At 63.6% G+C, this 25,270-nt stretch carries 22 protein-coding genes; 9 read left to right on the top strand and 13 right to left on the bottom strand.

From position 1 onward, the window contains the following. The first annotated feature begins 8 nt into the window (after positions 1–8). Entirely contained in the window at positions 9–1,562 is a 1,554-nt protein-coding gene (locus tag C4K38_RS08640) for a glycoside hydrolase family 17 protein (RefSeq protein ID WP_053278336.1), read from the top strand. A 59-nt stretch (positions 1,563–1,621) separates the two neighbouring features. Here the strand turns inward: C4K38_RS08640 and C4K38_RS08635 are convergent, their stop codons facing one another. Beyond that, positions 1,622–1,993, bottom strand: a complete 372-nt coding sequence (locus C4K38_RS08635; RefSeq protein ID WP_053278007.1) for a hypothetical protein — start codon at positions 1,991–1,993, stop codon at positions 1,622–1,624. Between the two features lie 241 nt (positions 1,994–2,234). Here C4K38_RS08635 and C4K38_RS08630 point away from each other — a divergent pair, with 241 nt between their 5' ends. The 3 genes from C4K38_RS08630 (at position 2,235) to C4K38_RS08620 (ending at position 6,521) form a co-directional block, all read left to right on the top strand. Then, complete coding sequence (locus tag C4K38_RS08630) at positions 2,235–3,533, top strand: serine/threonine protein kinase (RefSeq protein ID WP_053278006.1); 1,299 nt, start codon at positions 2,235–2,237, stop codon at positions 3,531–3,533. Beyond that, positions 3,526–4,314: an MlaA family lipoprotein gene (locus C4K38_RS08625; protein WP_053278005.1), complete on the top strand. Its 789-nt coding sequence runs from the start codon at positions 3,526–3,528 to the stop codon at positions 4,312–4,314. Before C4K38_RS08630 ends, C4K38_RS08625 begins: the two co-directional genes overlap by 8 nt. 173 nt (positions 4,315–4,487) lie before the next feature. After that, a complete protein-coding gene (locus C4K38_RS08620) occupies positions 4,488–6,521 on the top strand; it encodes an FUSC family protein (RefSeq protein WP_053278004.1) in 2,034 nt (677 codons plus the stop codon). Between the two features lie 66 nt (positions 6,522–6,587). Here C4K38_RS08620 and C4K38_RS08615 read toward each other — a convergent pair whose 3' ends face one another. From C4K38_RS08615 to C4K38_RS08575, 10 genes are all read right to left on the bottom strand, one after another. Continuing rightward, positions 6,588–7,193: a LysE family translocator gene (locus C4K38_RS08615; RefSeq protein WP_038581032.1), complete on the bottom strand. Its 606-nt coding sequence runs from the start codon at positions 7,191–7,193 to the stop codon at positions 6,588–6,590. A gap of 89 nt (positions 7,194–7,282) precedes the next feature. Then, on the bottom strand, positions 7,283–7,912 hold the full coding sequence (locus tag C4K38_RS08610; protein WP_053278003.1) for a LysE family translocator: 630 nt from the start codon (positions 7,910–7,912) through the stop codon (positions 7,283–7,285). A gap of 81 nt (positions 7,913–7,993) precedes the next feature. Beyond that, positions 7,994–8,596 carry a formyltransferase family protein gene (locus tag C4K38_RS08605; protein ID WP_025805252.1) on the bottom strand — a complete coding sequence of 201 codons (603 nt, stop codon included), beginning with the start codon at positions 8,594–8,596 and terminating at the stop codon, positions 7,994–7,996. Positions 8,597–8,655: 59 nt separating this feature from the next. Further along, positions 8,656–9,978, bottom strand: a complete 1,323-nt coding sequence (locus tag C4K38_RS08600; RefSeq protein ID WP_053278002.1) for an aspartate aminotransferase family protein — start codon at positions 9,976–9,978, stop codon at positions 8,656–8,658. Positions 9,979–10,005: 27 nt separating this feature from the next. After that, positions 10,006–10,149, bottom strand: coding sequence for a hypothetical protein (locus C4K38_RS32265; RefSeq protein WP_007931463.1), 144 nt, complete (start codon positions 10,147–10,149; stop codon positions 10,006–10,008). Positions 10,150–10,183: 34 nt separating this feature from the next. Further along, positions 10,184–12,025, bottom strand: a complete 1,842-nt coding sequence (locus tag C4K38_RS08595; protein ID WP_053278001.1) for a carbamoyltransferase family protein — start codon at positions 12,023–12,025, stop codon at positions 10,184–10,186. Positions 12,026–12,090: 65 nt separating this feature from the next. Then, positions 12,091–12,717 (bottom strand): LysE family translocator, encoded by a 627-nt coding sequence (locus tag C4K38_RS08590; RefSeq protein ID WP_009047754.1) that lies wholly within the window; start codon positions 12,715–12,717, stop codon positions 12,091–12,093. Between the two features lie 14 nt (positions 12,718–12,731). Continuing rightward, a complete protein-coding gene (locus C4K38_RS08585; protein ID WP_053278000.1) occupies positions 12,732–13,775 on the bottom strand; it encodes an inosamine-phosphate amidinotransferase 1 in 1,044 nt (347 codons plus the stop codon). 16 nt (positions 13,776–13,791) lie between these two features. Then, positions 13,792–15,969, bottom strand: a complete 2,178-nt coding sequence (locus tag C4K38_RS08580; RefSeq protein ID WP_053277999.1) for an iron-containing redox enzyme family protein — start codon at positions 15,967–15,969, stop codon at positions 13,792–13,794. A gap of 185 nt (positions 15,970–16,154) precedes the next feature. Then, positions 16,155–17,159, bottom strand: a complete 1,005-nt coding sequence (locus C4K38_RS08575; RefSeq protein WP_053277998.1) for an SGNH/GDSL hydrolase family protein — start codon at positions 17,157–17,159, stop codon at positions 16,155–16,157. 275 nt (positions 17,160–17,434) lie between these two features. Here C4K38_RS08575 and C4K38_RS08570 point away from each other — a divergent pair, with 275 nt between their 5' ends. Then, positions 17,435–18,850, top strand: coding sequence for an aminotransferase-like domain-containing protein (locus C4K38_RS08570; protein WP_009047750.1), 1,416 nt, complete (start codon positions 17,435–17,437; stop codon positions 18,848–18,850). Between the two features lie 51 nt (positions 18,851–18,901). Here C4K38_RS08570 and C4K38_RS08565 read toward each other — a convergent pair whose 3' ends face one another. Continuing rightward, positions 18,902–19,828, bottom strand: a complete 927-nt coding sequence (locus C4K38_RS08565) for a DUF808 domain-containing protein (RefSeq protein WP_053277997.1) — start codon at positions 19,826–19,828, stop codon at positions 18,902–18,904. 135 nt (positions 19,829–19,963) lie between these two features. Between C4K38_RS08565 and C4K38_RS08560 the strand changes: the two genes are divergently transcribed. Beyond that, positions 19,964–20,572 (top strand): TetR/AcrR family transcriptional regulator, encoded by a 609-nt coding sequence (locus tag C4K38_RS08560; RefSeq protein WP_053277996.1) that lies wholly within the window; start codon positions 19,964–19,966, stop codon positions 20,570–20,572. Between the two features lie 121 nt (positions 20,573–20,693). On the opposite strand, the gene C4K38_RS08555 is transcribed toward C4K38_RS08560, so the two are convergent. Beyond that, positions 20,694–21,134, bottom strand: coding sequence for a GlcG/HbpS family heme-binding protein (locus C4K38_RS08555; protein WP_053277995.1), 441 nt, complete (start codon positions 21,132–21,134; stop codon positions 20,694–20,696). 264 nt (positions 21,135–21,398) lie between these two features. On the opposite strand from C4K38_RS08555, the gene gcl reads away from it, so the two are divergent. The 3 genes from gcl to C4K38_RS08540 all read left to right on the top strand — a co-directional run bounded on the left by gcl (position 21,399) and on the right by C4K38_RS08540 (position 25,167). Beyond that, positions 21,399–23,174, top strand: coding sequence for a glyoxylate carboligase (gcl, locus tag C4K38_RS08550; RefSeq protein ID WP_053277994.1), 1,776 nt, complete (start codon positions 21,399–21,401; stop codon positions 23,172–23,174). A 136-nt stretch (positions 23,175–23,310) separates the two neighbouring features. After that, the gene (hyi, locus tag C4K38_RS08545; RefSeq protein WP_053277993.1) at positions 23,311–24,093 is read left to right on the top strand and encodes a hydroxypyruvate isomerase; all 783 of its coding nucleotides are present in this window, start codon (positions 23,311–23,313) and stop codon (positions 24,091–24,093) included. Positions 24,094–24,276: 183 nt separating this feature from the next. Beyond that, on the top strand, positions 24,277–25,167 hold the full coding sequence (locus C4K38_RS08540) for a 2-hydroxy-3-oxopropionate reductase (protein WP_053277992.1): 891 nt from the start codon (positions 24,277–24,279) through the stop codon (positions 25,165–25,167). Positions 25,168–25,270: the final 103 nt, after the last annotated feature.

The raw sequence follows: 25,270 nt of genomic DNA, 5'->3' as shown, positions 1-25,270 counted from the left end.
GCCTGACCATGCCCTCGATTGCCCGCTTCCCGCTTCTGCCCTATCTATTCGCCTGCCTGCTGGGGCTCTTCGCGCTCTGCGGCTTCTGGTACGGCCTCGGCCAACCGGTGGTGCTGCCGGATGTCGCCAGCGCCAGCCACAAGCTGCAATGCGCGTCCTACACCCCGTTCGACAAGGACCAGTCGCCCTTCGACCAGCCGTTCAAACTGCGCCCGGAGCGCATGGACGCCGACCTGGCATTGCTGGCGACGCGCTTCGAGTGCATTCGCACCTACTCCATGACCGGACTCGAAGCCCTGCCGGACCTGGCGCGCAAGCACGGCCTGAAGCTGATGATCGGCGCCTGGGTCAACAGCAACCCGGTGGACAGCGAAAAAGAGGTCGACCTGCTGATCGCCTCGGCCAATGCCAACCCGGATGTGGTGAGCTCGGTGATCGTCGGCAACGAAGCCCTGCTGCGCAAGGAAGTCACCGGCCCGCAACTGGCCCGGCTGATCAACAAGGTCAAGGCCCACGTCAAACAGCCGGTCACCTACGCAGACGTCTGGGAGTTCTGGCTCAAGCACCCGGAAATCGCGCCGGCGGTGGACTTCCTGACCATTCACCTGCTGCCCTACTGGGAAGACGATCCGTCCAACATCGATGCCGCGCTGAACCATGTGGCCCAGGTGCGCCAGGTGTTCGGCAACAAATTCGCGCCCAAGGACGTGATGATCGGCGAAACCGGCTGGCCCAGCGAAGGCCGCCAGCGCGAAACCGCCCTGCCGAGCCGGGTCAACGAGGCCAAGTTCATCCGTGGTTTTGTGGTCATGGCCGAACAGAATGGCTGGCATTACAACCTGATCGAGGCCTTCGACCAGCCGTGGAAACGCGCCAGCGAAGGCGCGGTCGGCGGTTACTGGGGGCTGTTCGATGCCGATCGCCAGGACAAGGGCGTGCTCGCCGGGCCGGTGTCGAACCTGCCCTACTGGCCATTGTGGCTGGGCGTGGGCGGAGTGATCTTCCTCGCCACGCTGATCCTCGGTGGCCGGGTCCGCGGCACTCGCGCGGCCCTGGTCCTGCCCCTGCTCGGCGCCCTCGCCGCCTGCTCCATCGGCGCCTGGGGCGAACTGGCGCGGGCCACCAGCCGCTTTGCCGGGGAATGGTTCTGGGCGGCCCTGCTGCTGGCCCTGAACCTGCTGGTGCTGGCCCACGCGGCACTGAGCCTGAGCACCCGCACCGGCTGGCGTCAACGCGCTTTCGACAGCCTGGAAAAACATGCCGGCTGGCTGCTCGCCGCCGCCGGTTTCGCCGCCGCGGTGATGATGCTGGAACTGGTGTTCGACCCACGTTATCGCAGCTTCCCCAGCGCGGCCCTGCTCCTGCCGGCCCTGGTCTACCTGTGCCGCCCGGTGCGGGTGCCACGTCGCGAAATCGCCCTGCTGACCTTTATCGTCGGCGCCGGCATTGCCCCTCAGCTGTATCGCGAAGGCCTGGAAAACCAACAGGCCTGGGGCTGGGCCCTGGTCAGCGTGCTGATGGTCGCCGCCCTGTGGCGCAGCTTGCGGGCTCGCAAGGCCTGAGGCCTGACAGAAAAAAGGGATGACCATGGTCATCCCTTTTTTATTACCGGCGATTGGTCTCACGCCACCGCGCGAGGCGCCCGCACCAGCCGCAAGGCGCCGATCACGATGGCAAACACCGCCAGGCTGGTGTTGTAGAGCGCCAGCGCCGGAAAGCCGAACAGCAGCGCCAGCACCGCCAGGCTCCAGCCGGCACGGCCCGGAACCACGAAGGCGATCAGCGACGCCGCCAGCGCCGCCCAGCCCATGACCTTGAAGTGGATCAGCAACCCCAGGCTGGAACGCGCCTGGCACTCCCAGCGGCTGGCCTCGTCAACACAGACGCCGACCCATCGAGCGTCCTCCATAAAGCCGTAGCGCACGCCATAACTGGCGGCCAGCCACATCGGCAGGACAACAAGCAGCAGAATCAAGGGAAGACGGCGGGACATGAAGCACTCCGATAAGCGAAAACGGCGCCCAGCATAATCGCCCGAGGCCGGTAAGCAAGCCTGTTACACAGATAACTGTTGAGCAAACAGCGGCAAAGTGTATCGTCTGGCGACTATTACCGCCGATCCGGCTTTGCCCTGCCTCGATCGTTTTTTGTGCCGTGCCATGGCACTTCGGCAGCAACCCGGTGGTCATAGCCTGCGAACTTCACTCGGCACCTTCCTCTACAGGGATTTAGTCATGCTCCGTTCCTTGCGCTTCGCTGCCCTGTTTGGCGGCCTTATCTCGAGTGCGTCCGCGCTCGCGGTCGACATCGATGCCGCCAGCTATGGCTACCCCTTGACCAATCCGTTCGAGGCGACCATTGCCACCACTCCGCCGGACCTGCGTCCGAAGCTGCCGAGCAATGACGATATCAATCAGGCGGACCGCAGCCTGACCTTGCGCCCCGAGCGCGAGTTCATCCTGCCGGACAACTTCTGGGCCGTGAAGAAGCTCACCTACCGCATCGCCGAGCAGGACCATGCCGCACCACTGATCTTCCTCATCGCCGGCACTGGCGCGCGGTATGACAGCAGCCTCAACGAATACCTGAAGAAGCTCTATTACCAGGCCGGCTACCACGTGGTGCAGCTGTCCTCGCCCACCAGCTTCGACTTCATCAGCGCCGCCTCGCGGTTCGCCACCCCCGGCGTGACCAAGGAAGACGCCGAGGACATATACCGCGTGATGCAGGCGGTGCGCGCGCAGAACCCGAAACTGCCGGTCACCGACTTCTATCTCACCGGCTACAGCCTCGGCGCCCTGGATGCGGCCTTCGTCAGCAAGCTGGACGAAACCCGACGCAGCTTCAACTTCAAGAAGGTCCTGCTGCTCAACCCACCGGTCAACCTCTATACCTCCATCACCAACCTCGACAAGCTGGTGCAGACCGAGGTCAAGGGCATCAATAACACCACCACCTTCTACGAGCTGGTACTGAACAAGCTGACCCGCTACTTCCAGCAGAAGGGCTACATCGATCTCAACGATGCCCTGCTCTACGACTTCCAGCAGTCCAAGCAGCACCTGAGCAACGAGCAGATGGCGATGCTGATCGGCACCTCGTTCCGCTTCTCCGCCGCCGACATCGCGTTCACCTCGGACCTGATCAACCGCCGCGGCCTGATCACCCCACCCAAGTACCCGATCAGCGAAGGCACCAGCCTCACCCCATTCCTCAAGCGCGCCATGCAATGCGACTTCGACTGCTACATCACCGAGCAGGTGATTCCGATGTGGCGCGCCCGCACCGACGGCGGCAGCGTGCTGCAACTGATCGACCAGGTGAGCCTGTACGCGCTCAAGGACTACCTGCAGGACAGCCCGAAAATCGCCGTGATGCACAACGCCGACGACGTGATCCTCGGCCCGGGCGACCTGGGGTTCCTGCGCAAGACCTTTGGCAACCGGCTGACGGTCTACCCCCATGGCGGCCATTGCGGCAACCTCAACTACCGCGTCAACAGCGACGCCATGCTGGAGTTCTTCCGTGGCTAAACATCTCCTGCTCATCGCTGCGTTGTTCAGCACAGGCTATGCCAATGCCGACGACAGCAAGGCCGCGACACCCGTGGTCGCAGACGAGGACGGCTTCACCCAGCCCCTCAAGCGACTCAAGTTCAACCCGGGCCTGGACCAGCGCGAGTTCGAGCGCTCGAGCCTCAGTGCGCTGAACGTCTACGACCCGCTGGAGTCGTGGAACCGTCGGGTGTACCACTTCAACTACCGCTTCGATCAGTGGGTGTTCCTGCCGGTGGTCGACGGTTACCGCTACATCACCCCGAGCTTCCTGCGCACCGGTGTGAGCAACTTCTTCAACAACCTGGGCGACGTGCCCAACCTGGTCAACAGCCTGCTGCAGTTCAAGGGCCAGCGCTCGCTGAACACCACCGCGCGCCTGCTGGTCAACACCACCATCGGTATCGGCGGCCTCTGGGACCCGGCCACCAGCATGGGCCTGCCACGCCAGAGCGAAGACTTCGGCCAGACCCTGGGCTTCTACGGCGTGCCGGGCGGCGCCTATTTCGTCCTGCCGATCCTCGGCCCCTCGAACCTTCGCGACACCGCCGGGCTGGCCGTGGACTACACCACCGAGTCGGCGATCAACTTCCTCAACGTTTCCGAGGTCAGCTCGAACCACCCGGAGCTCTGGGTCCTGCGCGGTATCGACAAGCGCTATCAGACCGGCTTCCGCTATGGCCAGCTGGACTCGCCGTTCGAATACGAGAAAGTCCGCTACGTCTACACCGAAGCCCGCAAGTTGCAAATCGCCGAGTGATTCCTCCAGGGCCCTGCCATCCGTGCAGGGCCCTTTTTCTTTCTTCTCCCTCCAATAAACCCCGCTCCCCTACCCGCCTGCATCCTCGCCAGACGCGGAAAAATCTTCATTGGAATTTTTCAGGCAAGTAGATACGATGCTAATCATTAGCTAGCTATCTATGTGCCCTGCGAATGAAAAGCCCCACCCTGCGAATCCCCGATTTCTGGCTGGCCGTCCTGGCTCCCAGCCGCAACGACCTGCTGTTCGCCATCAGGAACATGATCGCCGGGGTCATTGCCTTGTACCTGGCCTTTCGCTTCAACCTCGAGCAGCCGCAATGGGCTCTGACCACCGTCTTCATCGTCAGCCAGCCCAGCAGCGGTATGGTTCTGGCCAAGGGCGCCTTCCGCCTGCTCGGCACCTTTAGCGGGGCCCTGGCCTCGATCGTGCTGATCGGCCTGTTCGGCCAGGCCCCCCTGCTGTTTCTGCTGGCCATGGCGCTGTGGCTGGCCTTCTGCACCACCGGCGCCTCGCTGCTGCGCAATCACGCGTCCTACGGCTTCGTACTGGCCGGCTACACCGCGGCGATCATCGCCCTGCCCGCCACCGCCCATCCACTGCAGGTGTTCGACCAGGCCGTGGCCCGCTGTTCGGAAATCAGCCTGGGCATCATCTGCGCGGCGATCGCCAGCACCGTACTCTGGCCGCGCCGGGTCGAGCAGGCATTGGCCACCCAGGGCAAGCTGGCCTGGCAAGCCGGCATGCGCGCCGCAGCCTCCGAGCTGATCGGCCAGGACCAGCGCAAGGGGCTGCTGGAAGCCCTCGGCAAGCTGGTGGCGGTCGATGCCCAGCGCGATCACGCCTGGTTCGAAGGCCCCCAGGGACGGCGACGCTCCCAGGCCCTGCGGGTGCTCAGCCGCGACTTGCTGAGCCTGCTGCGCGCCGCCCGCGGCGTGGCCCGCCAGCGGCTGATGCTCGACAGTGCGGCGAATGCCAGCGTGGCCCCCCTGATCGAACAACTGGCCACGGCCCTGGAACACAGCCGCGAGGAGGATATCGCCCAACTGTCGGCACGCCTTCAAGAGGCGCTGCAAGACCGCAGCCTGTCGCAGGACGCCCATCTGTGCCTGATGCAGCTGGCTCAGGTACCAGCGCTGCTGGAACGCAGCGCGCAGACCCTGCAGGCCGTCGAGCAGGGCCGAGTGCCCCATGGCGCGCCTGGCGCCCTGTCCTGGCATCGGGATATCGAGCAAGGCATTCTCGGCGGCCTGCGCAGCGCCCTGGCGTTTCTCGCCGTGGCCGGCTTCTGGGTGCTCTCGGCCTGGCCCTCCGGCCTGGGCGCGGTGTCGATCTGCGGGGTGGTGCTCAGCCTGTTCGCCGGCCGGGAAAACCCTTCCGCCTCCAGCCTCAACTTTCTCAAGGGCATCGCCCTGTCGGTGCCAGTCGCCGGCTTCGTCGGCCTGGGACTGCTACCCGGCTGGGACGGTTTCCCGCTGCTGTGCCTGGGTCTCGGGGTGCCACTGTTTTGCGCCTCGCTGTGCATGAGCAATCCGCGAATGGCGCCGATCGCGTCGGCGTTCTGCATCTTTTTCGTCAACAACGTTGGCCCCGGCAACCTGATGACCTACGACCTGGCCAACTTCCTCAACAAGGCCATGGCCACCCTGGTCGGCGTCGGCATCGCGGTCCTGGTGTTCCGCCTGGTCAGCCTCAACCCCGGCGAACATCACTATCGACGGATGTTCCGCGCCTCGCTGTTCGACCTGGCGCAACTCACCTCGCGCCCACTGGAGCAAGCCGAGAGCTGGTTCGGCGGGCGCATGGCCGACCGCCTGATCCGCCTGGCGCGTTACTCCGAAAGCCTGCCCCAGGAACGCCGCCAGCACTGGGACAACGGCCTGCTCGGGCTCGACCTGGGCGATGAACTGCTGCAATTGCGCGCCAGCCTGGGCGCGGCGACCGGCGCTCTGGGTGTCGAACGCGGGCACTACCTGCAGAGCATCGCCACGCTGCTCAAGTCGGGCGGACCGACGCCACGCCGCAGCGACCGACTGGACGCTCCGACCGTCGCCCTGCTCAAGGCCCTGGAGCAGGCGCCGCAACTGCCGGAACAGAATCTGGAAATGGCCAGGGCGGCGCTGCTGCAACTGCAATTCACCTGGCACAAATGGTGCCGCCTGACCCGCCACCAACCCGGCGTGGCCGCTGTCGTCGAAGTGCCATGAGCAGGCAAAAAAAACCGCCACGCGCCGGTTGCGGCGGGTGGCGGCATAACGCCCTGCGAAAGCCCCTCAGGCTTGCAGCAACGGGAACAGCGAAATCACCAGCAGCAACGCCATGCCGTAGTTGAACAGGCGCAGCCAGCGCGGGTCGCGCAGGACATTGCGCAACACGCTGCCGAACCCGGCCCAGACCCCGACGCTCGGCGCATTGATCAAGGCAAACAGGCTGGCGATCACCACCACATTGAAGAAGTAACCCTGCAACGGCGTGTAGGTACTGATGGCCCCCAGCGCCATGACCCAGGCCTTGGGGTTGACCCACTGAAACGCCGCGGCGCCCCAGAACCCCAGCGGCCGGCCCTGGCCATCGACTTCCTGGGACACCGGCCCGGAACGGGCAATGTTCCAGGCCAGGTACAGCAGATAGGCGGCACCGACGTAGCGCAGCACCTTGTACAACACCGGGTAGGCCTCGAACACCGCCCCCAGGCCCAGGCCCACGGCCAGTACCAACACCAGGAATCCCGAACTGATCCCGAGGATATGCGGCACCGTGCGGCGGAATCCGAAATTCACCCCCGAGGCCAGCAGCATGGTGTTGTTCGGTCCGGGGGTCACCGAGGTGACAAAGGCAAACAAGGCGAAAGCCAACAACAAGTCGATCGACAACGGCATACAGTCATCCTGAGAAGTACATGCTCCGAACAGAGCCCTGATTCATTGTTTTCGCCCCGGCGATCGCCACGGGCGAGGCCTATCCACGCTTACAGCAAGGACCCGATGAAGCCCGCGGCGACCATCGCGTAGAACGCGCCGCACACCAGGCCGAAAGCCTTGCGCGTGCGGACGAAAAACGGCTCCGCCGAACGCGCGGAAAAGGCCAGGGCATAGGCACAGAAAATCACGAAGCCGGCGACCGCGCAGCTGCCCACCAGCACGAAGCTGGCCCAGGATGGCGCCGTGGCGCTGAGGCCGACGGTGGTCACGGTGAACCAGGTCAGGGCCGCCTTGGGGTTGGTCAGGTGGATGCCCAGCCCCTGCAGGTAGAACCCCAGCGTGCGGCTCTGTTTGGCCCGGGCGCGGTTGAGGTTGACCGCGTTGGGGCTCAGGGCGCCGCGGATGGATTTGTAGGCCAGCCATAACAGGTAGCAGGCGCCGAGGATCTTCAGCCAGACCAGCACCTGGGTGTTGGACATCAGCAAGGCTGAGACGCCCGCGGCCGTCATCGCGCCCCAGCACAACGAACCGGAAATGACCCCGGCCGCCAGCGCCAGCCCCGGGGTACGCCCGTAGCTGAGCGAGGTGTTGGCAATCGCCAGGTTACCCGGGCCAGGGCTGGCGGTTCCGATGACATAAACGGCCATAGCAGCACCAAAGCTCGATAAATCAAACATTTGACGGTCTCTCGTAGAAGTCGCGGGAGCAGGGTTTACCAACCGGGGATGCCGCCCCGCGCGGGCCGGCATCCATCCTCGCTACTTGAAGCAGCGATGATCGGGTTCTTCGGCCCGGATCTTTTCCATCCAGGGTTTGAGTTCGGATTGCTTGTACAGCCGCTCGCCCCAGCGCTCGGGCGACACCGGCAGCGGACGGCCTTGCAGGATGTAGTCGGTCAACAGGTGGATGAACTGCTGCAGGCAATAGGCGCCGACATGCAGGCGCAGCGAAGACGCGGTTTCCGCCGGGGCGACGTTGAAACGCGCGACGTGGATGATGTCGCCGCTGTCCACCGAGGGCGCCAGGTGATGGCAGGTCGAACCGTAGGTTTCATCCTGGTAGTAGATCGCGTAGTGCTGGCTGCCCAGGCCGCGGTACTTGGGCGGCGCCGGGTGCAGGTTGATCGCGCCCTTGCGGGCCCGCTGATAGATGCTCGGCGGGAAGATGAAGTCGCCACGATAGGAAATGATCCAGTCGCCTTCCCAGTCTTCCAGGTGATACGGGTAGGGGTCGCCCGGGTCCCAACAGAACACTTCCAGGTTGGAAAAAACCGTCTTGGCGAATTCAACGCCGTGATCGCACCAGTCCATGGTGCACACCGACAATAGAACTTTGTCCTTGCATGGTTCGATGGTCTGCATAGTCTTTTCCATTATTGGCTGTTGGTACATTTCGAAAACACCCCGGTCCGCCCTCCCCGCTAGTCCTGCTGGCAGGCCTCGACCACCGCCGTGAAGCGCTCGACCATTTCGGCGATTTCCGCTTCGCTGGAGATGAAGGGCGGCGCGAACAGCACGTGGTTACCCAGGACGCCGTCAGCGGTTCCCGACCCCGGATAGATCAGCAGCCCCTGTTCCAGCGCCTGTGCCTTGAGCCGCGCGGCGTAACGACCGCCACCCTGATAAGGCTCGCGGGTGTCCCGGTCCTGAACGAACTCCACCCCGACGAACAGACCGCGTCCACGCACATCGCCGACATGCTCGAAGCGCGCCAGGCACTCGCGCAGGCCGTGGCGCAATTGCTCGCCACGCAGACGCACCGCCTGCAGCAGGTTCTCGTCCTGGATGACCCGCTGCACCTCCAGCGCAACCGCGCAGGCCAGCGGATGGTTGACGTGGGTCTGGCCGTTGCCCAGCACCCCGGAGTTGCCCGCCATGGCCTCATGCACCTGGCTGCTGACCAGCAACGCCGAGATCGGCTGGTAACCGGCCGCCAGGCCTTTGCCGACCGCGACCATGTCCGGCACGATGCCGTCGTCCTCGTAGGCGAAGAACCTGCCGGTACGCCCCATGCCGGCCATGACCTCATCGAGGATCAGCAGCACGTCGTGGCGCTCGCACACCGCCTTGATCTTGCGGAAGTATCCCGGTACCGGCGGCACCGCGCCGTTGGTGGAGCCGACCACGGTTTCGGCGAAAAACGCCGCGACCTTGTCGCTGCCCAGCGCCCTGATTTTTTCGTCCAGTTCCAGCGCCAGGCGAGTCCCGTACTGCTCGTCGCTTTCATCGGCGCCCTGATAGCGATAGGCATAACAGGGCGAGACGAATTCGGCAGGCCCGAGCAGCGGCTCGAATACCCCGCGACGCTGGAGGTTGCCGGAAATCGCCAGGGTCCCCAGGGTGCTGCCGTGATAGCTCTGCTGGCGCGAGATAAAGATCGATTTGCCTGGCAGCCCGCGCTCGCACTGATACTGGTAGGCAATTTTCATCGCCAGCTCCATGACCTCGGAGCCGCCGGAGAGAAACTGCGCCTTGGCCAACCCGCCGGAGGCCCCCACCAGCAGGTCCGCCAATTCCTCGGCGGCGGCCGTGGTGAAGCTGCCGGCATGGGCCCAACTGAGTTTTTTCGCCTGCTGCTCGATGGCCGCGGCGATCCGTGGATGTCCATGTCCCAGGCTGGAAACCGCCACCCCGCCGCACGTGTCGAGGTAGCGTTTGCCCGAAGCATCCTCAAGCCAGACCCCAGCGCCATTGACGGCGTGAATCGGTGAGGCATTCAAGTTCTTGTAGATGACCGTTGACATGGATCCGAGCCCTTGCAGTTATGCGGCCTAACGGGTGTTTTCCGGGTGGTCCCACGCCGTCGAGCCTTGATGGAAACGCTGGCTGAAGCGCGAGGAATTGAATATCCGGCGCGCCCAACCGATTGGTAGCAACACCACAGCGAACATCAACAACGAAAGCAACCTGAGCATGGCCTTGTCTCCTGAATAAAAAGTGAGTGAACGATCAGTCCAGCGGGATCTCGTTGCGCCAGTCGACCTCTTCGACGAACTCCGGCTGGGTCGTGCGCTCGAGAATGAAGTTGCCCAGTACCAGCACATCCATCTCGGTGCGCATGAAGCAGGCGTAGGCTTCTTCCGGCTTGCACACGATCGGCTCGCCGCGCACGTTGAACGAGGTGTTGACCAGCACCGAGCAGCCGGTGCGCTTCTTGAAACTGCGCAGCAGATGGGTGAACGGCGCGTTGTTTTCTTCGGTCACTGTCTGCACCCGCGCCGACAGGTCGACGTGGGTCACCGCCGGTAGCTGCGAACGGATCGAATTGATGCTGCCCAGGCCACGCTCGGGGCCACCCGGCTTGCGCGATTCCTCGGTCTTGATCGAGTCGGTGACCTGGGAAACCATCAACATGTACGGGCTCTTCTCGCAGATGTCGAAGTAGACCTGGGCGTCCTCGTCCAGCACCGCCGGGGCAAAGGGCCGGAAGGATTCGCGGTACTTGATCTTCAGGTTCATGGTGCGCTGCATCTCGGGATTGCGTGGATCGCCGAGGATCGAGCGCGCGCCCAGGGCTCGCGGGCCGAACTCCATGCGTCCCTGGAACCAGCCGACCACGGCGCCGTCGGCCAGGTGCCGCGCGGTTTCGTCATACAGCTCGGCACCCTCGAAGCGCTGGTACGGATACTGGTTGGCGTCGAGAAACGCCTGGATCTCTGCATCGCCAAAGCCCGGCCCCAACAGGCTGCCACTCATGGCGTCGAGCTTCTTGCTGCCCAGGTGCGGACGCCCGGTGCGCTTGACCGAATAGTCCATGGCCGCCCCCAGGGCACAACCGGCGTCGCCGGCCGCGGGCTGAATCCAGATCGCGTCGAAACGTCCGGAACGGCTGAGCACGCCGTTGGCCACGCAGTTGAGCGCCACGCCACCGGCCAGGCACAGGTTGCGGTAACCGGTCTGCCGCACAGCCGCGGTGGCCAGCCCCAGCACCACTTCCTCGGTCACTTGCTGCACCGAGGCCGCCAGGTCGCATTCGCGCTGGGTGATCGGGCTCTCCGGCTTGCGCACCGGGCCGCCGAACAGTTCCTCGAAGGCCTCGCCGACCATGCGCTCGCCGCGCAGGTACTCGAAGTACTTCATGTTCAGGGTGAAGGAGCCGTCGGCGCGGATGTTGATCAGTTCCTTGCGGATCTTGTCGGCATAGATCGGCCGGCCGTAGGGCGCCAGGCCCATGAGCTTGTACTCGCCGGAGTCGACCTTGAAGCCGCAGTAATAGGTGAACGCCGAGTAGAACAGGCCGACCGAGTGCGGATAGGAAATCGAGTTCATCAGGTCGAGCTTGGAGCCGTCGCCCTTCCAGATCGTGGTCGAATGCCATTCGCCGATGCCGTCGATGCACAGCACCGCCGCCTGCTCGAACGGCGACGGGAAAAACGCCGCCGCGGCATGGGAACGGTGGTGCTGCGAGGCGATGGTGAGCGGTCCGGTGCCACGTCCCAGTTCCTCGAGCTTCTCATCGATGAACTTGAGCACGTTGAGCTTCCAGCGGATCCATTCCGGCATGGTGCTGATGAAGGTGCGCGCGCCGCTGATGCCGCCACTGGCGAAGGAGGAAATCATCCGCGAGAACTTTTCCTGCGGGTCTTCGTAGTAGACCACGGCGGTCAGCTCATCAAGGCCGATACCCTCGGCGTCCAGGCAGTACTTGATGGCATTGGCCGGAAACGCCGCGTCGTGCCGCACCCGCGTGAAGCGCTCTTCCTGGGCCGCCGCCACCGGCACCCCGTCCTTCACCAGCGCCGCGGCGCTGTCGTGATAGAACGCCGAAATCCCTAATACGTAAGTAGCCATTTAAACGCTCATCCTCATAGCTTCATGCCAATCCATGGAAATTCCCTGTGTCTGTGCACAGTCCGTCATCCGTGCAACCAACTTGAGACCGGCAGGCTTTTTAATGCCGGAATCAACGACACCACCAACAACACACTCATTGAAATGTTGAACAGCCGCAGCCGGTTCGGCTCGCTGAGAAAGCGCCGCAAATAACGTCCGAACAGCACCCAGACCATCGAGCAGGGCGAGCCGAAGAGAAAGAAGATCAAGGCGATCAGCAGGATCTGCGCACTGTAGGAACCAACCGGCGTGGTGTAGGCCAGGACCGCGCCCACCGCCATGATCCAGGCCTTGGGGTTGACCCACTGGAACAGCGCCGCGCCAGTGAAGCCCAGCGGACGCCCGCCCTGGTCGTCGAGATCGACCGTGGGCGCCGTGGCGATCCGGTAGGCCAGGTACAGCATGTACAGGGCACCGATCACCTGCAGGATGTCGTGCAGGCTGGGATAACGATGGAACACCGCGCCAGCGCCAAGCCCCACCGCGATCAGCATCAGCGGAAAGCCGATGTTGATGCCCGCGACGTGGCGCAGGGTGCGGCTGATGCCGAAGTTGACCCCGGAGGACATCAGCATCACGTTGTTCGGCCCCGGCGTCACGCAGGTGGAAATCGCGAACAGGATGACGGCGTAGTAGTCCAGATTCTGCATGCCCCAGGCTCCGCTCAACGATAGTCTTCAAGGGTGCCGCGGCGACGAATGTCGACCGACACGCAATGGAAGCCGCCACTCAGGCTGCGGGCATGGCGCATTTTCAGCGGCGCCACATCGATACCCTGTTTTTCCAGGGCGCGAATCAGCGGCACCTGCTGGTCGTTGATCACCGCCAGCGCCGGGTTGACCATGATGAAGTTCATGCCCTGCCAGATCGATGCACGCGGGTAGGACCAGCAATAGCCGGTGTCGACCATCTCCGGCGCCCAGATGATGTCCCAGTTCTTGAACAGCGCCGGCACCTGGTCCTTGCGGATCCGCTCCGGACACAGCACCACCAGCCCCGGGCGGACCACGGTGATGGTGGTATCCAGGTGCGTGCCGTCGTACACACCGCTCACCGGGTGCACCCGGTAACGATCGCCCAGTACCCGCTGCAGCCACTGGCAACCCAGTTCATTACCGCTGCGAGAAACCAGATAGAGGATGTCCTCGCCGACGCGGATCACGTTGGCGGCGTCGAAGATCGGCTCGTCATTGGCAATGATCGAGCCGTCCTTGGGGTTGATCCGGTAGGTGCTGTCCAGCAGCTGCGGCTTGGGCGCGGAAATCCAGTTGGAGCCGCTGGCAAAGTATTCGGCCAGGTGGCGACGATAGGCGAACGGTTCCAGATAGCGGCTGCGCAGCGCCATCGGCGCCTCGATGATGGTCTGGCCGATGGGCAGCAGCACATCCCGCGGGCAGTAGTTGTATTCGCCGTCGGTTTTCCAGGCGCAGGTGCCGAATACCGCGCGATGGTCAGTGACGTCCGGGCGCCGCACTATGACCCCGTGGGAGCGCAGGAAGGCGGCAAAGGCGTCCAGGTCCTCGCTGGCTTCCTCGATGACCTGCTGCGGGTAGGGGCCGGATGGAATGTCCTCGATGTAGTCATGCTGCTCGCTGTAATCCAGGGCGAACAGGCCGCGGTCGGGGCGAGGCACCTGCGCGCCCTGAGCGATGCCGACGATCATTTCTTCCAGCGGATCCCACTCGTTGTGCACATTGACCAGAGACATGGACACTCCTTGATGTTCAGGCCGTTACGCCAACCGGCGCGGCAGGGACAATAGGTTCGTGATGGAACAGCGCCTGATCCTCGCCCCGCGTCTTGCTCCGGGGCAGGACCGCGCCCGCCGAGCCGATACCCAGGCGTCGCAACCAGGACGTCAGTCGGTCCGGCTGCGGTGCCAGAGACTCGTAGCCGACGCGGACCCGCTGCCAGTGTTCTGCCAGTTCCGCCGGCTTCGACGCGGCGACCTGGCGCATGTAGGCGTCGATGGCGTCCACCGCCCAGGCCGAATGCCCGGTGGAGACGTTATCGATGGTGTTGTGCAGGTCGACGAACGCCGTGCTGAAGCCGTAGTGCCGGAGGAAGCGTCGGGCCGAGCGATAGCTGCCGCCCACCCCTGACAGTTCCATCGCCAGGTTCATGCCGAGGATTTCCGGCATGAAGGTCACCGGCAGCTTGCCCAGGCACAGCCAGTAGACCGGCAAGCGGAACGACGCCTCACGCAACCGCTCATCCTCGGCGAACTCGTGGGCACCGGTAGGCGCCAGCTCCAGCCCCATCTGGCGCAGGCCGTCGCGGTAGATTTTCGGATGGTTCAGCGCATAGGAGCCGTTGCCCAGCTCGTCCCAGTAAGTCTGGAACAGCGCGTACCCGACATGGGACGAGGCCAGCGTCAGGTCGGTGAAACCCTGGAGCCAGGCACCGTCGATCAGGGTCAGCGGCGCCAGTTGCAGGGTGGAGTCGACGATTTCCTCGCGCGAGGGCATGGCCGCCGGGTCGCTTTCTTCGAACTCCTGGCCATGGCGGTCGTGCTTGTCCAGCAACCATTCGCGCAATACGCCGACATTCCAGGACTCGGGCAAGGTGCGCTCGGAGTTTTGCAGCGAGCGGCGCGACTGCTCCAGCCAGCGCGTCACATACGCCAGAGCAAAAGCCTGGGTGCGAGGCGCCAGCGCCCTGCCCTGCAAGACGAAATAGGCCTCGCGCAGGCTCTTGGGCCACTGGCCCTGCTCCTGAATGTCCTCGCCTAGCACCTGTGGAACCACTGCATGGCAAGGGCTTGGCGCTGGTACATCGGCAGTTTCTGCGCGCTGGATCGGGCCAGGCAGGCCATCGATCCATTTGCGGATGACGCTCAGGTCGGCCTCGCTGAAAATCCGGAACATGCGCCCGTTCGGCGCGACCAGGGTGTTGACCAGCAGGCTCTTCTCGGCGTTGCCCGGCACGATCAGGCGACTGCGCGAAAGCATTTCCAGCAGCGGCACGGGGTCGACCTGGGCCTCGCGCAGCCACTGTGCCAGGCTGCGGCCTTCCATCTTGTAATCCTGGTGATAGACCGCGCCGGCCCGGGCCATGCGCTGGATCATCTTGCCCATCAGGCGCTCGGGCGATACCGCGGCCCGACAGTGCGCCAGCAGCCGCTCGTTGAAAGTCTTCAGGGCCGCGAATAACCACTGGGCGCCCGCCTCCAGTTGCAGGCGGCGCAGGCTGCCCAGGCAGGCGACCTGCTCGCAGACCCACTGGGAGATCTCCAGCGCCGAGCTGTCGCCCGCGGTTTCATCCAGTTGGTTCAGGTCGAGCCGGCGGACGTCCAGTTGCCGGGCATCCAGCACCGACCACCATGGGCTCAGCCCCAGGGCACGCCAGGCAAAGTCGATGCCGCACAGGGTGTCGCCAAAGGCATCGCTGCGGCGGCTCACCGCTTGCAGCAATGCAGGTAATTCGAACAGTTCGTCAGGCAGGTCGGGGAGCGTGGAAAGCTCGAACGGCGAAACCGCGTAGGCGGTCAGCCCCGCCTGTACCAACAGCGATTTGAAGTGATCGCCGCGCGATGCCAGGGGCCGCCCGACACCCACGTCGTGGGCCAGCAGCTCCATGAGCTTGAGCTGCGCGCTGTCCTCGAAGACCCCGGGGGCGCTCATGCCTTGCAGCCAGCAGCCCAGCACCGAGGCCAATGGCGCCGAGTGCACCAGCAGTGCCTCGGCGAATTCTCGTTGGTTGCCCAGTTCCGCGGCCTGGCTGGCCAGTTCGCGGTAAGCCTGGGCCTGCTCGTCACGCCAGTGCTCGATCTGCACCCGCAACCCGGCCAAGCCTTCCGCACCGGTTTCACCCGGTGCGGCCAGGCCCATCAGACGCCGAATACTGACATCCCCCAGAAAGCTCTCGGGGTTGCTGACTGATCGATAAAACTGGCGCCACATACTGTTTACTTCCCTTCCAGGTTGGAGACCAAGGCAATCCATTGCCGGCCCTCAGTCATCGGCAAGCAATGACGTCGGGTGTCGAGATCAGAACATCGGGTAGATCGAAGAGTCCGGCTTCTTCTTTTTCTTCTTGCCGAACAGGCGTTGGAACAAGCTCTTGATGTAACTCATGGCAGACTCCTTTAAAGAACATCGAGGATGATTTTCGAGACGAAATCGTTCCCCTGGTCGGTGAAGTGAATACGGTCGACGAACAGCCACTGTTCAGGCCGCAGGGCCTCGGACAGCAGCGGTGTAATGTTCACGAAACGCACGCCCATCTTCTGTGCGCCCTCGCGCAGGCGAGCGGCATAGGCCTCGCAGACGCTAGGCTGCAGGATGTCGCCATAGACCTCGCTGAAACTGCCGGCGCGATCCAGCTCGGCGAACAGCTGTTCTTCCTCGTTGCAGCCCTTTTCCCGGACCCAGCCGGCCAGCGGCTGTAGAATGAAGGTCAGCTTGGCGCCCATGTCGGCCGCCAGCGCGCGCCAGGTATCCAGGTGACGCAGGGTCAGGTCGGCGGCGTATTCGATCTGCTCTTCCATGGACGGTGGCGGCTCGGGCGTCGGCTCTTCCTGTTCCTTGCCGAGCAAGGCGCGGAACATGCCGCGCTTGGGTGCCTGAGTCTCCGGACGCATGGCGTCGAAGAACTGGTTGCAGTTGAAGAAAGCGCCGTGTTCGCCACGGCTGCTTTGTGGCTGGCGGGCCAGCCCCAGGTTGTTGAACCCGGAAAACAGCACAATCTCGTCGACCTTGGGCAGCAAATGACGGTAAAGGGTGAAGAGCGTCAGTTCCTGGGTCGAGTTGAAGCTGCGTCCGCCGAAGTTGATCCAGGGTTTGCTGTCCGGATCGTTCTCGGCCAGGCGCGAAGGCAGTGTCCAGGCATCCGAACTGGCACCGATGCCAAACACGGTCGAGCTACCGGCCAGCACCCGCACGCTCTTGGCGTGGCGGCTGTTGACCACCGAATACTGTATGCCCAGCAACTCCGAATAGCGGAAGCCCGAGGCATCTGTATTGACCACCTCCGAACTGTGATCGGTAGGATGGAAATACATCAAATAAGGCAGCCAGCGAACCTCACCACCGTCGGTGAACTTCTGCTCGTACTCAGCCATCTGTGGAGTCAGTTTGATCCTTGCCGTCATTACCCTGCTCTTCCTTGAGAAGTCATCGTCTAAAGTAGTCTGAGGGGGAAGCCCGTTGCACGTTGCCCGGGGGGACTCTGAATTGCGCCGCAACTGTATTTAAGAACAACCAGTACAGCGCGATGCGGGCCATCTTCCCAAAGGCAACCACTGTCTTATAGGTACACGCCAGATGATTTTTCTCAGTACAGATTGCTTTTTATCCCCAAAAAATTTTCAAAAAAAGTGAAATCTGTAACTTTTTATACGACAGATGAGTCGCTACAGTCCCCCGCATGACTCGATACCTGAATCTCGCCGAATACATAAGTAGCCGCATTGAGCAGGGGTTATACGGGCCGGGGGAGCGATTGCCTTCGGTGCGGGCCCTGAGCCTCGAGCACGGCGTCAGCCTCACCACCGTGCAACAGGCCTATCGGGTCCTGGAAAGCTCGGGACTGGCTATCCCCAAACCCAAGTCGGGCTATTTCGTCCCGGCCGGCCGGCGTTTGCCGGAGTTGCCGAAGATGGGACGGCCGTCGTTGCGGCCTGTGGATATCTCCCAGTGGGACCTGGTGCAGGACCTGATGCGCCAGGAGCAGAACGCCAATGCCATTCAACTGGGTTGCGGCATGCCCGACACCACGGCGCCGACCCTCAAGCCGCTGCTGACCGCCCTGGCGCGGATCAGCCGACGCAGCGACAGCCCGAGCCTGCAATACAACCACCTGCAGGGTGTGCTGAGCCTGCGCGAGCAGATTGCCCGCCTTGGCGTCGACTCCGGCTGCCGCCTGACGCCCGCGGAAATCGTCGTCACCAGCGGCTGCCAGGAAGCCCTGTCCATCGCCATCCGCGCGCTGTGCGAGCCCGGCGACATCGTGGCCATCGCCTCCCCCTGCTTTCATGGCATCATCCAGCTGCTCAAGGCCGCCGGCCTCAAGGCCCTGGAGATTCCCACCGACCCGGTCACCGGCATCAGCCTGGAAGCCATGGAAATGGCCCTGGAACAGTGGCCGATCAAGGCCATCCAGCTCACGCCCAATTGCAACAACCCGCTGGGCTACATCATGCCGGACGATCGCAAGCGCGCGATGATCCGCCTGGCCCAGCGCTACGACGTGCCGATCATCGAAGACGATATCTATGGCGACCTGGCGTTCCGCTACCCGCGGCCGCGCACCCTGAAGTCATTCGACGACGACGGGCGCGTGCTGCTGTGCAGTTCGTTCTCGAAAACCCTGGCGCCGGGCCTGAGGATCGGCTGGATCGCCCCGGGGCGTTACCTGCCGCAAGTGCTGCACATGAAATACGTCGGCTCCGGCACCACCGCGACCCAGCCGCAGCTGGCGGTCGCCGAATTCATTGCCAAGGGGCATTACCTGCCGCACCTGCGACGGATGCGCAAACAGTACCAGCGCCATCGCGACCTGATGACCGAGTGGGTCAGCCGCTATCTGCCGGAAGGCACCCGGGTCAGCAAACCCCAGGGCGGGTTCACCTTGTGGGTGGAGTTGCCGGACGAGTTCGACACCTACACCCTGAACCGGCTGCTGGAAGCCGAGGACATCCAGATCGCCAACGGCAATATCTTTTCCGCGGCCGGCAAATACCGCAATTGCCTCAGGCTGAACTTTGCCGGCGTGCCCAACCGCAAGATCGAACAGGCGATCAACAAGATCGGCCTGGCGGTCGCGCAACTGCTCCCCGCCTGACAGATCCTCGCCCCTGCCCCTCGTCCTAGTGCGGCGAGGGCCTTCAGCGAATCAGGCCCTGGCCGCGCGCCACAACTTGCTGCCCAGCGACACAACGACCAGTACCGCAGCACCGGCGATGATGCCGGCCACGGCATTGAGCAGCGTCGGCATGATCAGCGAAATCCCGCCAACCGCCTCGGCCGTGTGCGCCGTGACAGTCTCGATCCAGTGATGCGCCGCCGGCACGCCATGGGTGAGGATACCGCCGCCGACCATGAACATCGCCGCGGTGCCGATCACCGAGAGGCTTTTCATCATGTAGGGCGCCGCGCGCAGGATGGCGCCGCCAATGCTTTTCGCCACCTGGCCCGGCTTCTGCGTCAACCACAGGCCAAGGTCGTCGAGCTTGACGATGCCGCCCACCAGGCCATACACCCCGACGGTCATGACGATGGCGATGCCCGAAAGCACCACCACCTGCTGCATCAACGGCGCGTCGGCAACGGTGCCCAGGGTAATGGCGATGATCTCGGCCGAGAGAATGAAGTCGGTGCGGATCGCGCCCTTGATCTTGGTCTTCTCGAAGGCCACCAGATCGGTGGCCGGGTCCGCCACGGCTTCGATCAGTTGCTGGTGCTCGGCCTGATCCTCGGCCTTGCTGTGGAGAAACTTGTGGGCGAGCTTTTCAAAGCCCTCGAAGCACAGATAGGCACCGCCGAGCATCAGCAATGGCGTCACCAGCCAGGGCGCGAAGGCGCTGATGGCCAGCGCCGCGGGCACCAGGATCAGCTTGTTCAGGAACGAGCCCTTGGCCACTGCCCAGACCACCGGCAACTCGCGCTCGGCGCGCACCCCGGAGACCTGCTGGGCATTGAGCGCGAGGTCGTCTCCCAGCACCCCGGCGGTCTTCTTCGCCGCCATCTTGGTCATCAGCGCCACATCGTCGAGTACCGCGGCAATATCGTCGATCAGCACCAGCAAACTGCTTCCGGCCATGGATCAGGGTTCCTTGAGGTCATAAATGTGGCGAAGCATAGCGCGCAACAGGGTCTGGCGGGGCATTCTTGAGCCTCGCGCAAGGCCGGTGCTACCATGCGCAACCGCCCGAACAGGCAAGGAATCACCTGGTTTATGAGCACCATCCGCGAGCGCAACAAAGAACTGATCCTGCGGGCAGCCAGTGAAGAGTTTGCCGACAAAGGCTTCGCTGCGACCAAAACCAGCGACATCGCGGCCAAGGCGGGGTTGCCCAAACCCAACGTCTACTACTACTTCAAATCCAAGGAAAACCTCTACCGCGAGGTCCTGGAAAGCATCATCGAGCCAATCCTCCAGGCTTCGACCCCGTTCAACGCCGACGGCGTGCCCAGTGAAGTGCTGAGCGGCTACATCCGCTCGAAGATCCGCATCTCCCGCGACCTGCCCTTCGCCTCCAAGGTGTTCGCCAGCGAGATCATGCACGGTGCCCCGCACCTGAGCCCGGACCAGGTCGAGCAGCTCAACGCCCAGGCCAAACACAACATCGATTGCATCCAGACCTGGATCGATCGTGGCCAGATCGCGCCCATCGACCCGCACCACCTGATGTTCAGCATCTGGGCCGCGACCCAGACCTATGCCGATTTCGACTGGCAGATCTCGGTGGTGACCGGCAAGGCCAAGCTGGACGAGTCCGATTACGAAGCCGCCGCCCGGACCATCATCCGCCTGGTGCTCAAGGGCTGCGAAACGGACCAGTAAACCAGCCCCTGTAGCCGCTGCCGCAGGCTGCGATAAGGCCGAAGGCCTTCAGCGATCTTCAGATCTTGCGCACACCTTGTGTGCGATCGCAGCCTGCGGCAGCGGCTACACGGCTACAGAATCACGCGCTCACGCCCGCATCCGCCTGCAAGCCCTGCGCCTCGATGGCACTGATCGCGCATTGCTCGTCGATGTCCGAAGTGTCACCGCTGATACCGATCGCCCCCACCACCGCCCCCTGCTGATCACGAATCAGCACCCCACCCGGGGCCGGCACCACGCTGCCCTGCCCCAGGCTGTTGAGCGCGGCAATGAAGGCCGGCCGCTGCTGCGCATCCAGCGCCAGCAGGCGCGAACCCTTGCCCAGGGCAATCGCGCCCCAAGCCTTGCCGATGGCGATCTGTGGCCGCAGCAGGCTGGCCCCGTCTTCGCGCTGCAAGGTCACCAGATGCCCGCCGGCATCGAGCACCGCGATGGTCAAGGGTGCCGCGCTGATCTCACGGCCGAAGGCCAGGGCCTGGCCGGCCAGGCTGACTGCAACATTCAAGGTTAAAGCGCTCATGGGTGCCGTCCTTATTTTGTTATTGGGAAAAATCCGGGTGTTCCGATAAGAAGATCGATATAACAAATAGAGCACAACAAACCTTATTTTTGTATACAATATTTTTCGCAAATCCCTGATTCCGACGAAAAGTCGCCTGTTTATAGGCATCGGACGAACGCATTCAAGCGGTAGAGAAAATGGATTGACCTGCGACGCTCGCCGTGAATACACTCCACACAAAGCCACTTGTATACAATTACAAAACGTAAGAGGCACAAAACCATGAGCAAAATGAGAGCAATCGAAGCCGCCGTTCTGGTGATGCGCCGTGAAGGGGTCGATACCGCCTTTGGCATCCCGGGTGCAGCCATCAACCCGCTGTACTCCGCCCTGCAAAAGGTCGGCGGCATCGATCACGTCCTCGCTCGCCACGTTGAAGGCGCCTCGCACATGGCCGAGGGTTACACCCGCACCAAAGCCGGCAACATCGGCGTGTGCATCGGTACCTCCGGCCCTGCCGGCACCGACATGGTCACCGGCCTGTACAGCGCCTCGGCCGACTCGATCCCGATTCTCTGCATCACCGGCCAGGCCCCGCGTGCCCGTCTGCACAAGGAAGACTTCCAGGCCGTCGACATCACCAGCATCGTCAAGCCGGTGACCAAGTGGGCGACCACCGTCCTCGAGCCGGGCCAGGTGCCCTACGCCTTCCAGAAAGCCTTCTATGAAATGCGCTCCGGTCGCCCCGGCCCGGTGCTGATCGACCTGCCGTTCGACGTGCAGATGGCCGAGATCGAATTCGACATCGACGCCTACCAGCCGCTGCCGCTGGCCAAGCCTTCGGCGACCCGGGTCCAGGTCGAAAAAGCCCTGGCCCTGCTGGATCAGGCCGAGCGTCCGTTGCTGGTGGCCGGCGGCGGCATCATCAATGCCGATGCCAGCGAACTGCTGGTGGAATTCGCCGAACTGACCGGCATCCCGGTCATCCCCACACTGATGGGCTGGGGCAGCATCCCCGACGATCACCCGCAGATGGCCGGCATGGTCGGCCTGCAGACCTCCCATCGCTACGGCAACGCCACCCTGCTCAAGTCGGACCTGGTCCTGGGCATCGGCAACCGCTGGGCCAACCGCCACACCGGTTCGGTGGACGTCTACACCGAGGGCCGCAAATTCATCCACGTGGACATCGAGCCGACCCAGATCGGCCGGGTGTTCACCCCGGACCTGGGCATCGTTTCCGACGCCAGTTCGGCGTTGACCGTGTTCCTCGAAGTCGCTCGCGAATGGCAGGCCGCCGGCAAGCTGAAGAACCGCAGCGCCTGGCTGCAGGATTGCCAGCAGCGCAAGTCGAGCCTGCAACGCAAGACCCACTTCGACAACGTGCCGGTCAAGCCGCAGCGTGTGTATGAAGAGATGAACCAGGTGTTCGGCAAGGACACCTGCTACGTCAGCACCATCGGCCTGTCGCAGATTGCCGGCGCGCAGTTCCTGCACGTGTACAAGCCACGCCACTGGATCAACTGCGGCCAGGCCGGCCCGCTGGGCTGGACCATTCCGGCGGCGCTGGGGGTGGTCAAGGCCGACCCGAGTCGCAAGGTGGTGGCGCTGTCCGGCGACTACGACTTCCAGTTCATGATCGAAGAACTGGCCGTGGGCGCGCAGTTCAAGCTGCCGTACATCCATGTGGTGGTGAACAACTCCTACCTGGGCCTGATCCGCCAGGCGCAGCGCGGTTTCGACATGGACTACTGCGTGCAGCTGTCCTTCGACAACCTCAACGCCCCGGAACTCAACGGCTACGGCGTGGACCACGTCGCGGTCGCCGAGGGCCTGGGCTGCAAGGCGCTGCGGGTATTCGAGCCGTCGGGCATCCAGCCGGCCCTGCGCCAGGCCCAGGAAATGCTCGAGCAATTCAAGGTGCCGGTGATCGTCGAGATCATCCTGGAGCGTGTCACCAACATCTCCATGGGCACCGAGATCAACGCGGTCAACGAATTCGAAGACCTGGCGCTGGTCGGCAACGACGCCCCGACCGCGATTTCCCTGCTCGACTGACACCACTGTGTAGCCGCTGCCGAAGTCTGCGATCGCATCCGCAGGATGCGCAAGATCTCAGGATCGTCGAAGGCCTTCGGCCTTATCGCAGCCCGCGGCAGCGGCTACAGGGATTGAACCTCTACAGGAGACCACCATGCCGCGTTTTGCCGCCAACCTGTCCATGCTGTTCACCGAACAGGACTTCCTCGCCCGCTTCAAGGCCGCCGCCGAGGCCGGCTTCAGTGGTGTCGAATACCTGTTCCCCTACGAATTCAGCTCCGCCGAGATCAAGGCGCAACTCGACGCCCACGGCCTGACCCAGGTGCTGTTCAACCTTCCCGCGGGCGATTGGGCCAAGGGCGAGCGCGGTATCGCCTGCCTGCCGGACCGGGTCGAGGAGTTCCGCGCCGGGGTCGACCTGGCCATCGCCTACGCCCAGGTGCTGGGCAATACCCAGATCAACTGCCTGGCCGGCATCCGCCCACAGGGCGTCGACGATGACACGGTGGAAAAGACCTTTATCGCCAACCTCAAGTACGCCGCCGAAAAACTCCAGGCCGCGGGCATCAAGCTGGTGATGGAAGCCATCAACACCCGTGACATCCCGGGCTTCTACCTGAACAACACGGCCCAGGCCCTGTCGATCCGCGAACAGGTCGGCAGCAGCAACCTGTACCTGCAATACGACATCTACCACATGCAAATCATGGAGGGCGACCTGGCCCGGACCCTGTCCGGTCACCTGGACGCGATCAACCATGTCCAGCTGGCGGATAACCCGGGGCGTAACGAACCGGGCACCGGAGAGATCAACTACCACTTCCTGTTCGGGCACCTGGACAAGATCGGCTACCAGGGCTGGGTCGGCTGCGAATACAAGCCGCTGACCACCACCGAGGCCGGCCTGGGCTGGCTCAAGAGCCATAACGCAATCTGATCGGGTACCGCGTCATCGTTCATCGCGGGCAAGTCGGATCGCCGCCCGCTCGCTCCTACAAGAACCTACCTGCCTGTAGGAGCGAGGCTTGCCCGCGAGGCGGCATCACTGACCCACCGTATCTTTCGAATCGCTGGCAACCGCTCTTACGCGGCAAGCGCATAAAAACAAGAGGATTTTCTCATGGCTAAAATCGGATTCATCGGCACCGGCATCATGGGTCACCCAATGGCCTCCAACCTGCAAAAAGCCGGTCACAGCCTGTTCCTGTCCCAGCACCACGACGCGGCTCCGGCCGACCTGGTCGCCGCCGGCGCAGTCGCCCTGGCCAGCCCGAAGGAAGTGGCCCAGGAAGCCGAATTCATCATCGTCATGGTCCCGGATACCCCGCAGGTCGACGATGTACTGTTCCGCGCCGACGGCGTGGCCGCGGGCGTCGGTCCGGGCAAGGTGGTGATCGACATGAGTTCGATCTCGCCGACCGCGACCAAGGCTTTCGCCGCCAGGATCAACGAGAAAGGCGCGCAGTACCTGGACGCCCCGGTGTCCGGTGGTGAAGTCGGCGCCAAGGCAGCGACCCTGAGCATCATGGTCGGCGGCGACAGCCAGGCCTTCGAGCGTGCCCTGCCGCTGTTCCAGGCCATGGGCAAGAACATCACCCTGGTCGGCGGCAACGGCGACGGCCAGACCGCCAAGGTGGCGAACCAGATCATCGTCGCCCTGAACATCCAGGCGGTGGCCGAAGCCCTGCTGTTCGCCGCGAAAAACGGCGCCGATCCGGCCAAGGTGCGTGAAGCGCTAATGGGCGGCTTCGCCTCCTCGAAGATCCTCGAGGTGCACGGCGAGCGCATGATCAAGGGCACCTTCGACCCGGGCTTCCGCATCAGCCTGCACCAGAAGGACCTCAACCTGGCCCTGCAAGGCGCCAAGGAGCTGAACATCAACCTGCCCAACACCGCCAACGCCCAGCAAGTGTTCAGCACCTGCGCGGCCATCGGCGGCAGCAACTGGGACCACTCGGCGCTGATCAAGGGCCTGGAACACATGGCGAACTTCTCGATTCGCGATAAGTAAGCCCTCTGTTATAGGGGGCTTCTGCCGCCCCCCTGTAGGAGCGAGGCTTGCCCGCGATGACGTAGTGCCTGACACGACGCTATCGCGGGCAAGTCGGATCGCC

Source organism: Pseudomonas chlororaphis subsp. piscium, assembly GCF_003850345.1.
GTDB classification, from domain to species: domain Bacteria; phylum Pseudomonadota; class Gammaproteobacteria; order Pseudomonadales; family Pseudomonadaceae; genus Aquipseudomonas; species Aquipseudomonas piscium.
Note: the sequence above shows the minus strand (reverse complement) of the source record. Positions and strands in the feature narration are given on the sequence as shown.

What these genes read in the sequence shown, in the direction of transcription:
- C4K38_RS08575 (WP_053277998.1), bottom strand. Translation starts at nt 17,159, where the DNA reads ATGACGGCAAGGATCAAACTGACTCCACAGATGGCTGAGTACGAGCAG.
- C4K38_RS08640 (WP_053278336.1), top strand. Translation starts at nt 9, where the DNA reads ATGCCCTCGATTGCCCGCTTCCCGCTTCTGCCCTATCTATTCGCCTGC.
- C4K38_RS08610 (WP_053278003.1), bottom strand. Translation starts at nt 7,912, where the DNA reads ATGTTTGATTTATCGAGCTTTGGTGCTGCTATGGCCGTTTATGTCATC.
- C4K38_RS08595 (WP_053278001.1), bottom strand. Translation starts at nt 12,025, where the DNA reads ATGGCTACTTACGTATTAGGGATTTCGGCGTTCTATCACGACAGCGCC.
- C4K38_RS08580 (WP_053277999.1), bottom strand. Translation starts at nt 15,969, where the DNA reads ATGTGGCGCCAGTTTTATCGATCAGTCAGCAACCCCGAGAGCTTTCTG.
- gcl (WP_053277994.1), top strand. Translation starts at nt 21,399, where the DNA reads ATGAGCAAAATGAGAGCAATCGAAGCCGCCGTTCTGGTGATGCGCCGT.
- C4K38_RS08565 (WP_053277997.1), bottom strand. Translation starts at nt 19,828, where the DNA reads ATGGCCGGAAGCAGTTTGCTGGTGCTGATCGACGATATTGCCGCGGTA.
- C4K38_RS08560 (WP_053277996.1), top strand. Translation starts at nt 19,964, where the DNA reads ATGAGCACCATCCGCGAGCGCAACAAAGAACTGATCCTGCGGGCAGCC.
- C4K38_RS08635 (WP_053278007.1), bottom strand. Translation starts at nt 1,993, where the DNA reads ATGTCCCGCCGTCTTCCCTTGATTCTGCTGCTTGTTGTCCTGCCGATG.
- C4K38_RS08615 (WP_038581032.1), bottom strand. Translation starts at nt 7,193, where the DNA reads ATGCCGTTGTCGATCGACTTGTTGTTGGCTTTCGCCTTGTTTGCCTTT.
- C4K38_RS08620 (WP_053278004.1), top strand. Translation starts at nt 4,488, where the DNA reads ATGAAAAGCCCCACCCTGCGAATCCCCGATTTCTGGCTGGCCGTCCTG.
- C4K38_RS08585 (WP_053278000.1), bottom strand. Translation starts at nt 13,775, where the DNA reads ATGTCTCTGGTCAATGTGCACAACGAGTGGGATCCGCTGGAAGAAATG.
- C4K38_RS08555 (WP_053277995.1), bottom strand. Translation starts at nt 21,134, where the DNA reads ATGAGCGCTTTAACCTTGAATGTTGCAGTCAGCCTGGCCGGCCAGGCC.
- C4K38_RS08605 (WP_025805252.1), bottom strand. Translation starts at nt 8,596, where the DNA reads ATGCAGACCATCGAACCATGCAAGGACAAAGTTCTATTGTCGGTGTGC.
- C4K38_RS08540 (WP_053277992.1), top strand. Translation starts at nt 24,277, where the DNA reads ATGGCTAAAATCGGATTCATCGGCACCGGCATCATGGGTCACCCAATG.
- C4K38_RS08570 (WP_009047750.1), top strand. Translation starts at nt 17,435, where the DNA reads ATGACTCGATACCTGAATCTCGCCGAATACATAAGTAGCCGCATTGAG.
- C4K38_RS08590 (WP_009047754.1), bottom strand. Translation starts at nt 12,717, where the DNA reads ATGCAGAATCTGGACTACTACGCCGTCATCCTGTTCGCGATTTCCACC.
- C4K38_RS32265 (WP_007931463.1), bottom strand. Translation starts at nt 10,149, where the DNA reads ATGCTCAGGTTGCTTTCGTTGTTGATGTTCGCTGTGGTGTTGCTACCA.
- C4K38_RS08630 (WP_053278006.1), top strand. Translation starts at nt 2,235, where the DNA reads ATGCTCCGTTCCTTGCGCTTCGCTGCCCTGTTTGGCGGCCTTATCTCG.
- hyi (WP_053277993.1), top strand. Translation starts at nt 23,311, where the DNA reads ATGCCGCGTTTTGCCGCCAACCTGTCCATGCTGTTCACCGAACAGGAC.
- C4K38_RS08600 (WP_053278002.1), bottom strand. Translation starts at nt 9,978, where the DNA reads ATGTCAACGGTCATCTACAAGAACTTGAATGCCTCACCGATTCACGCC.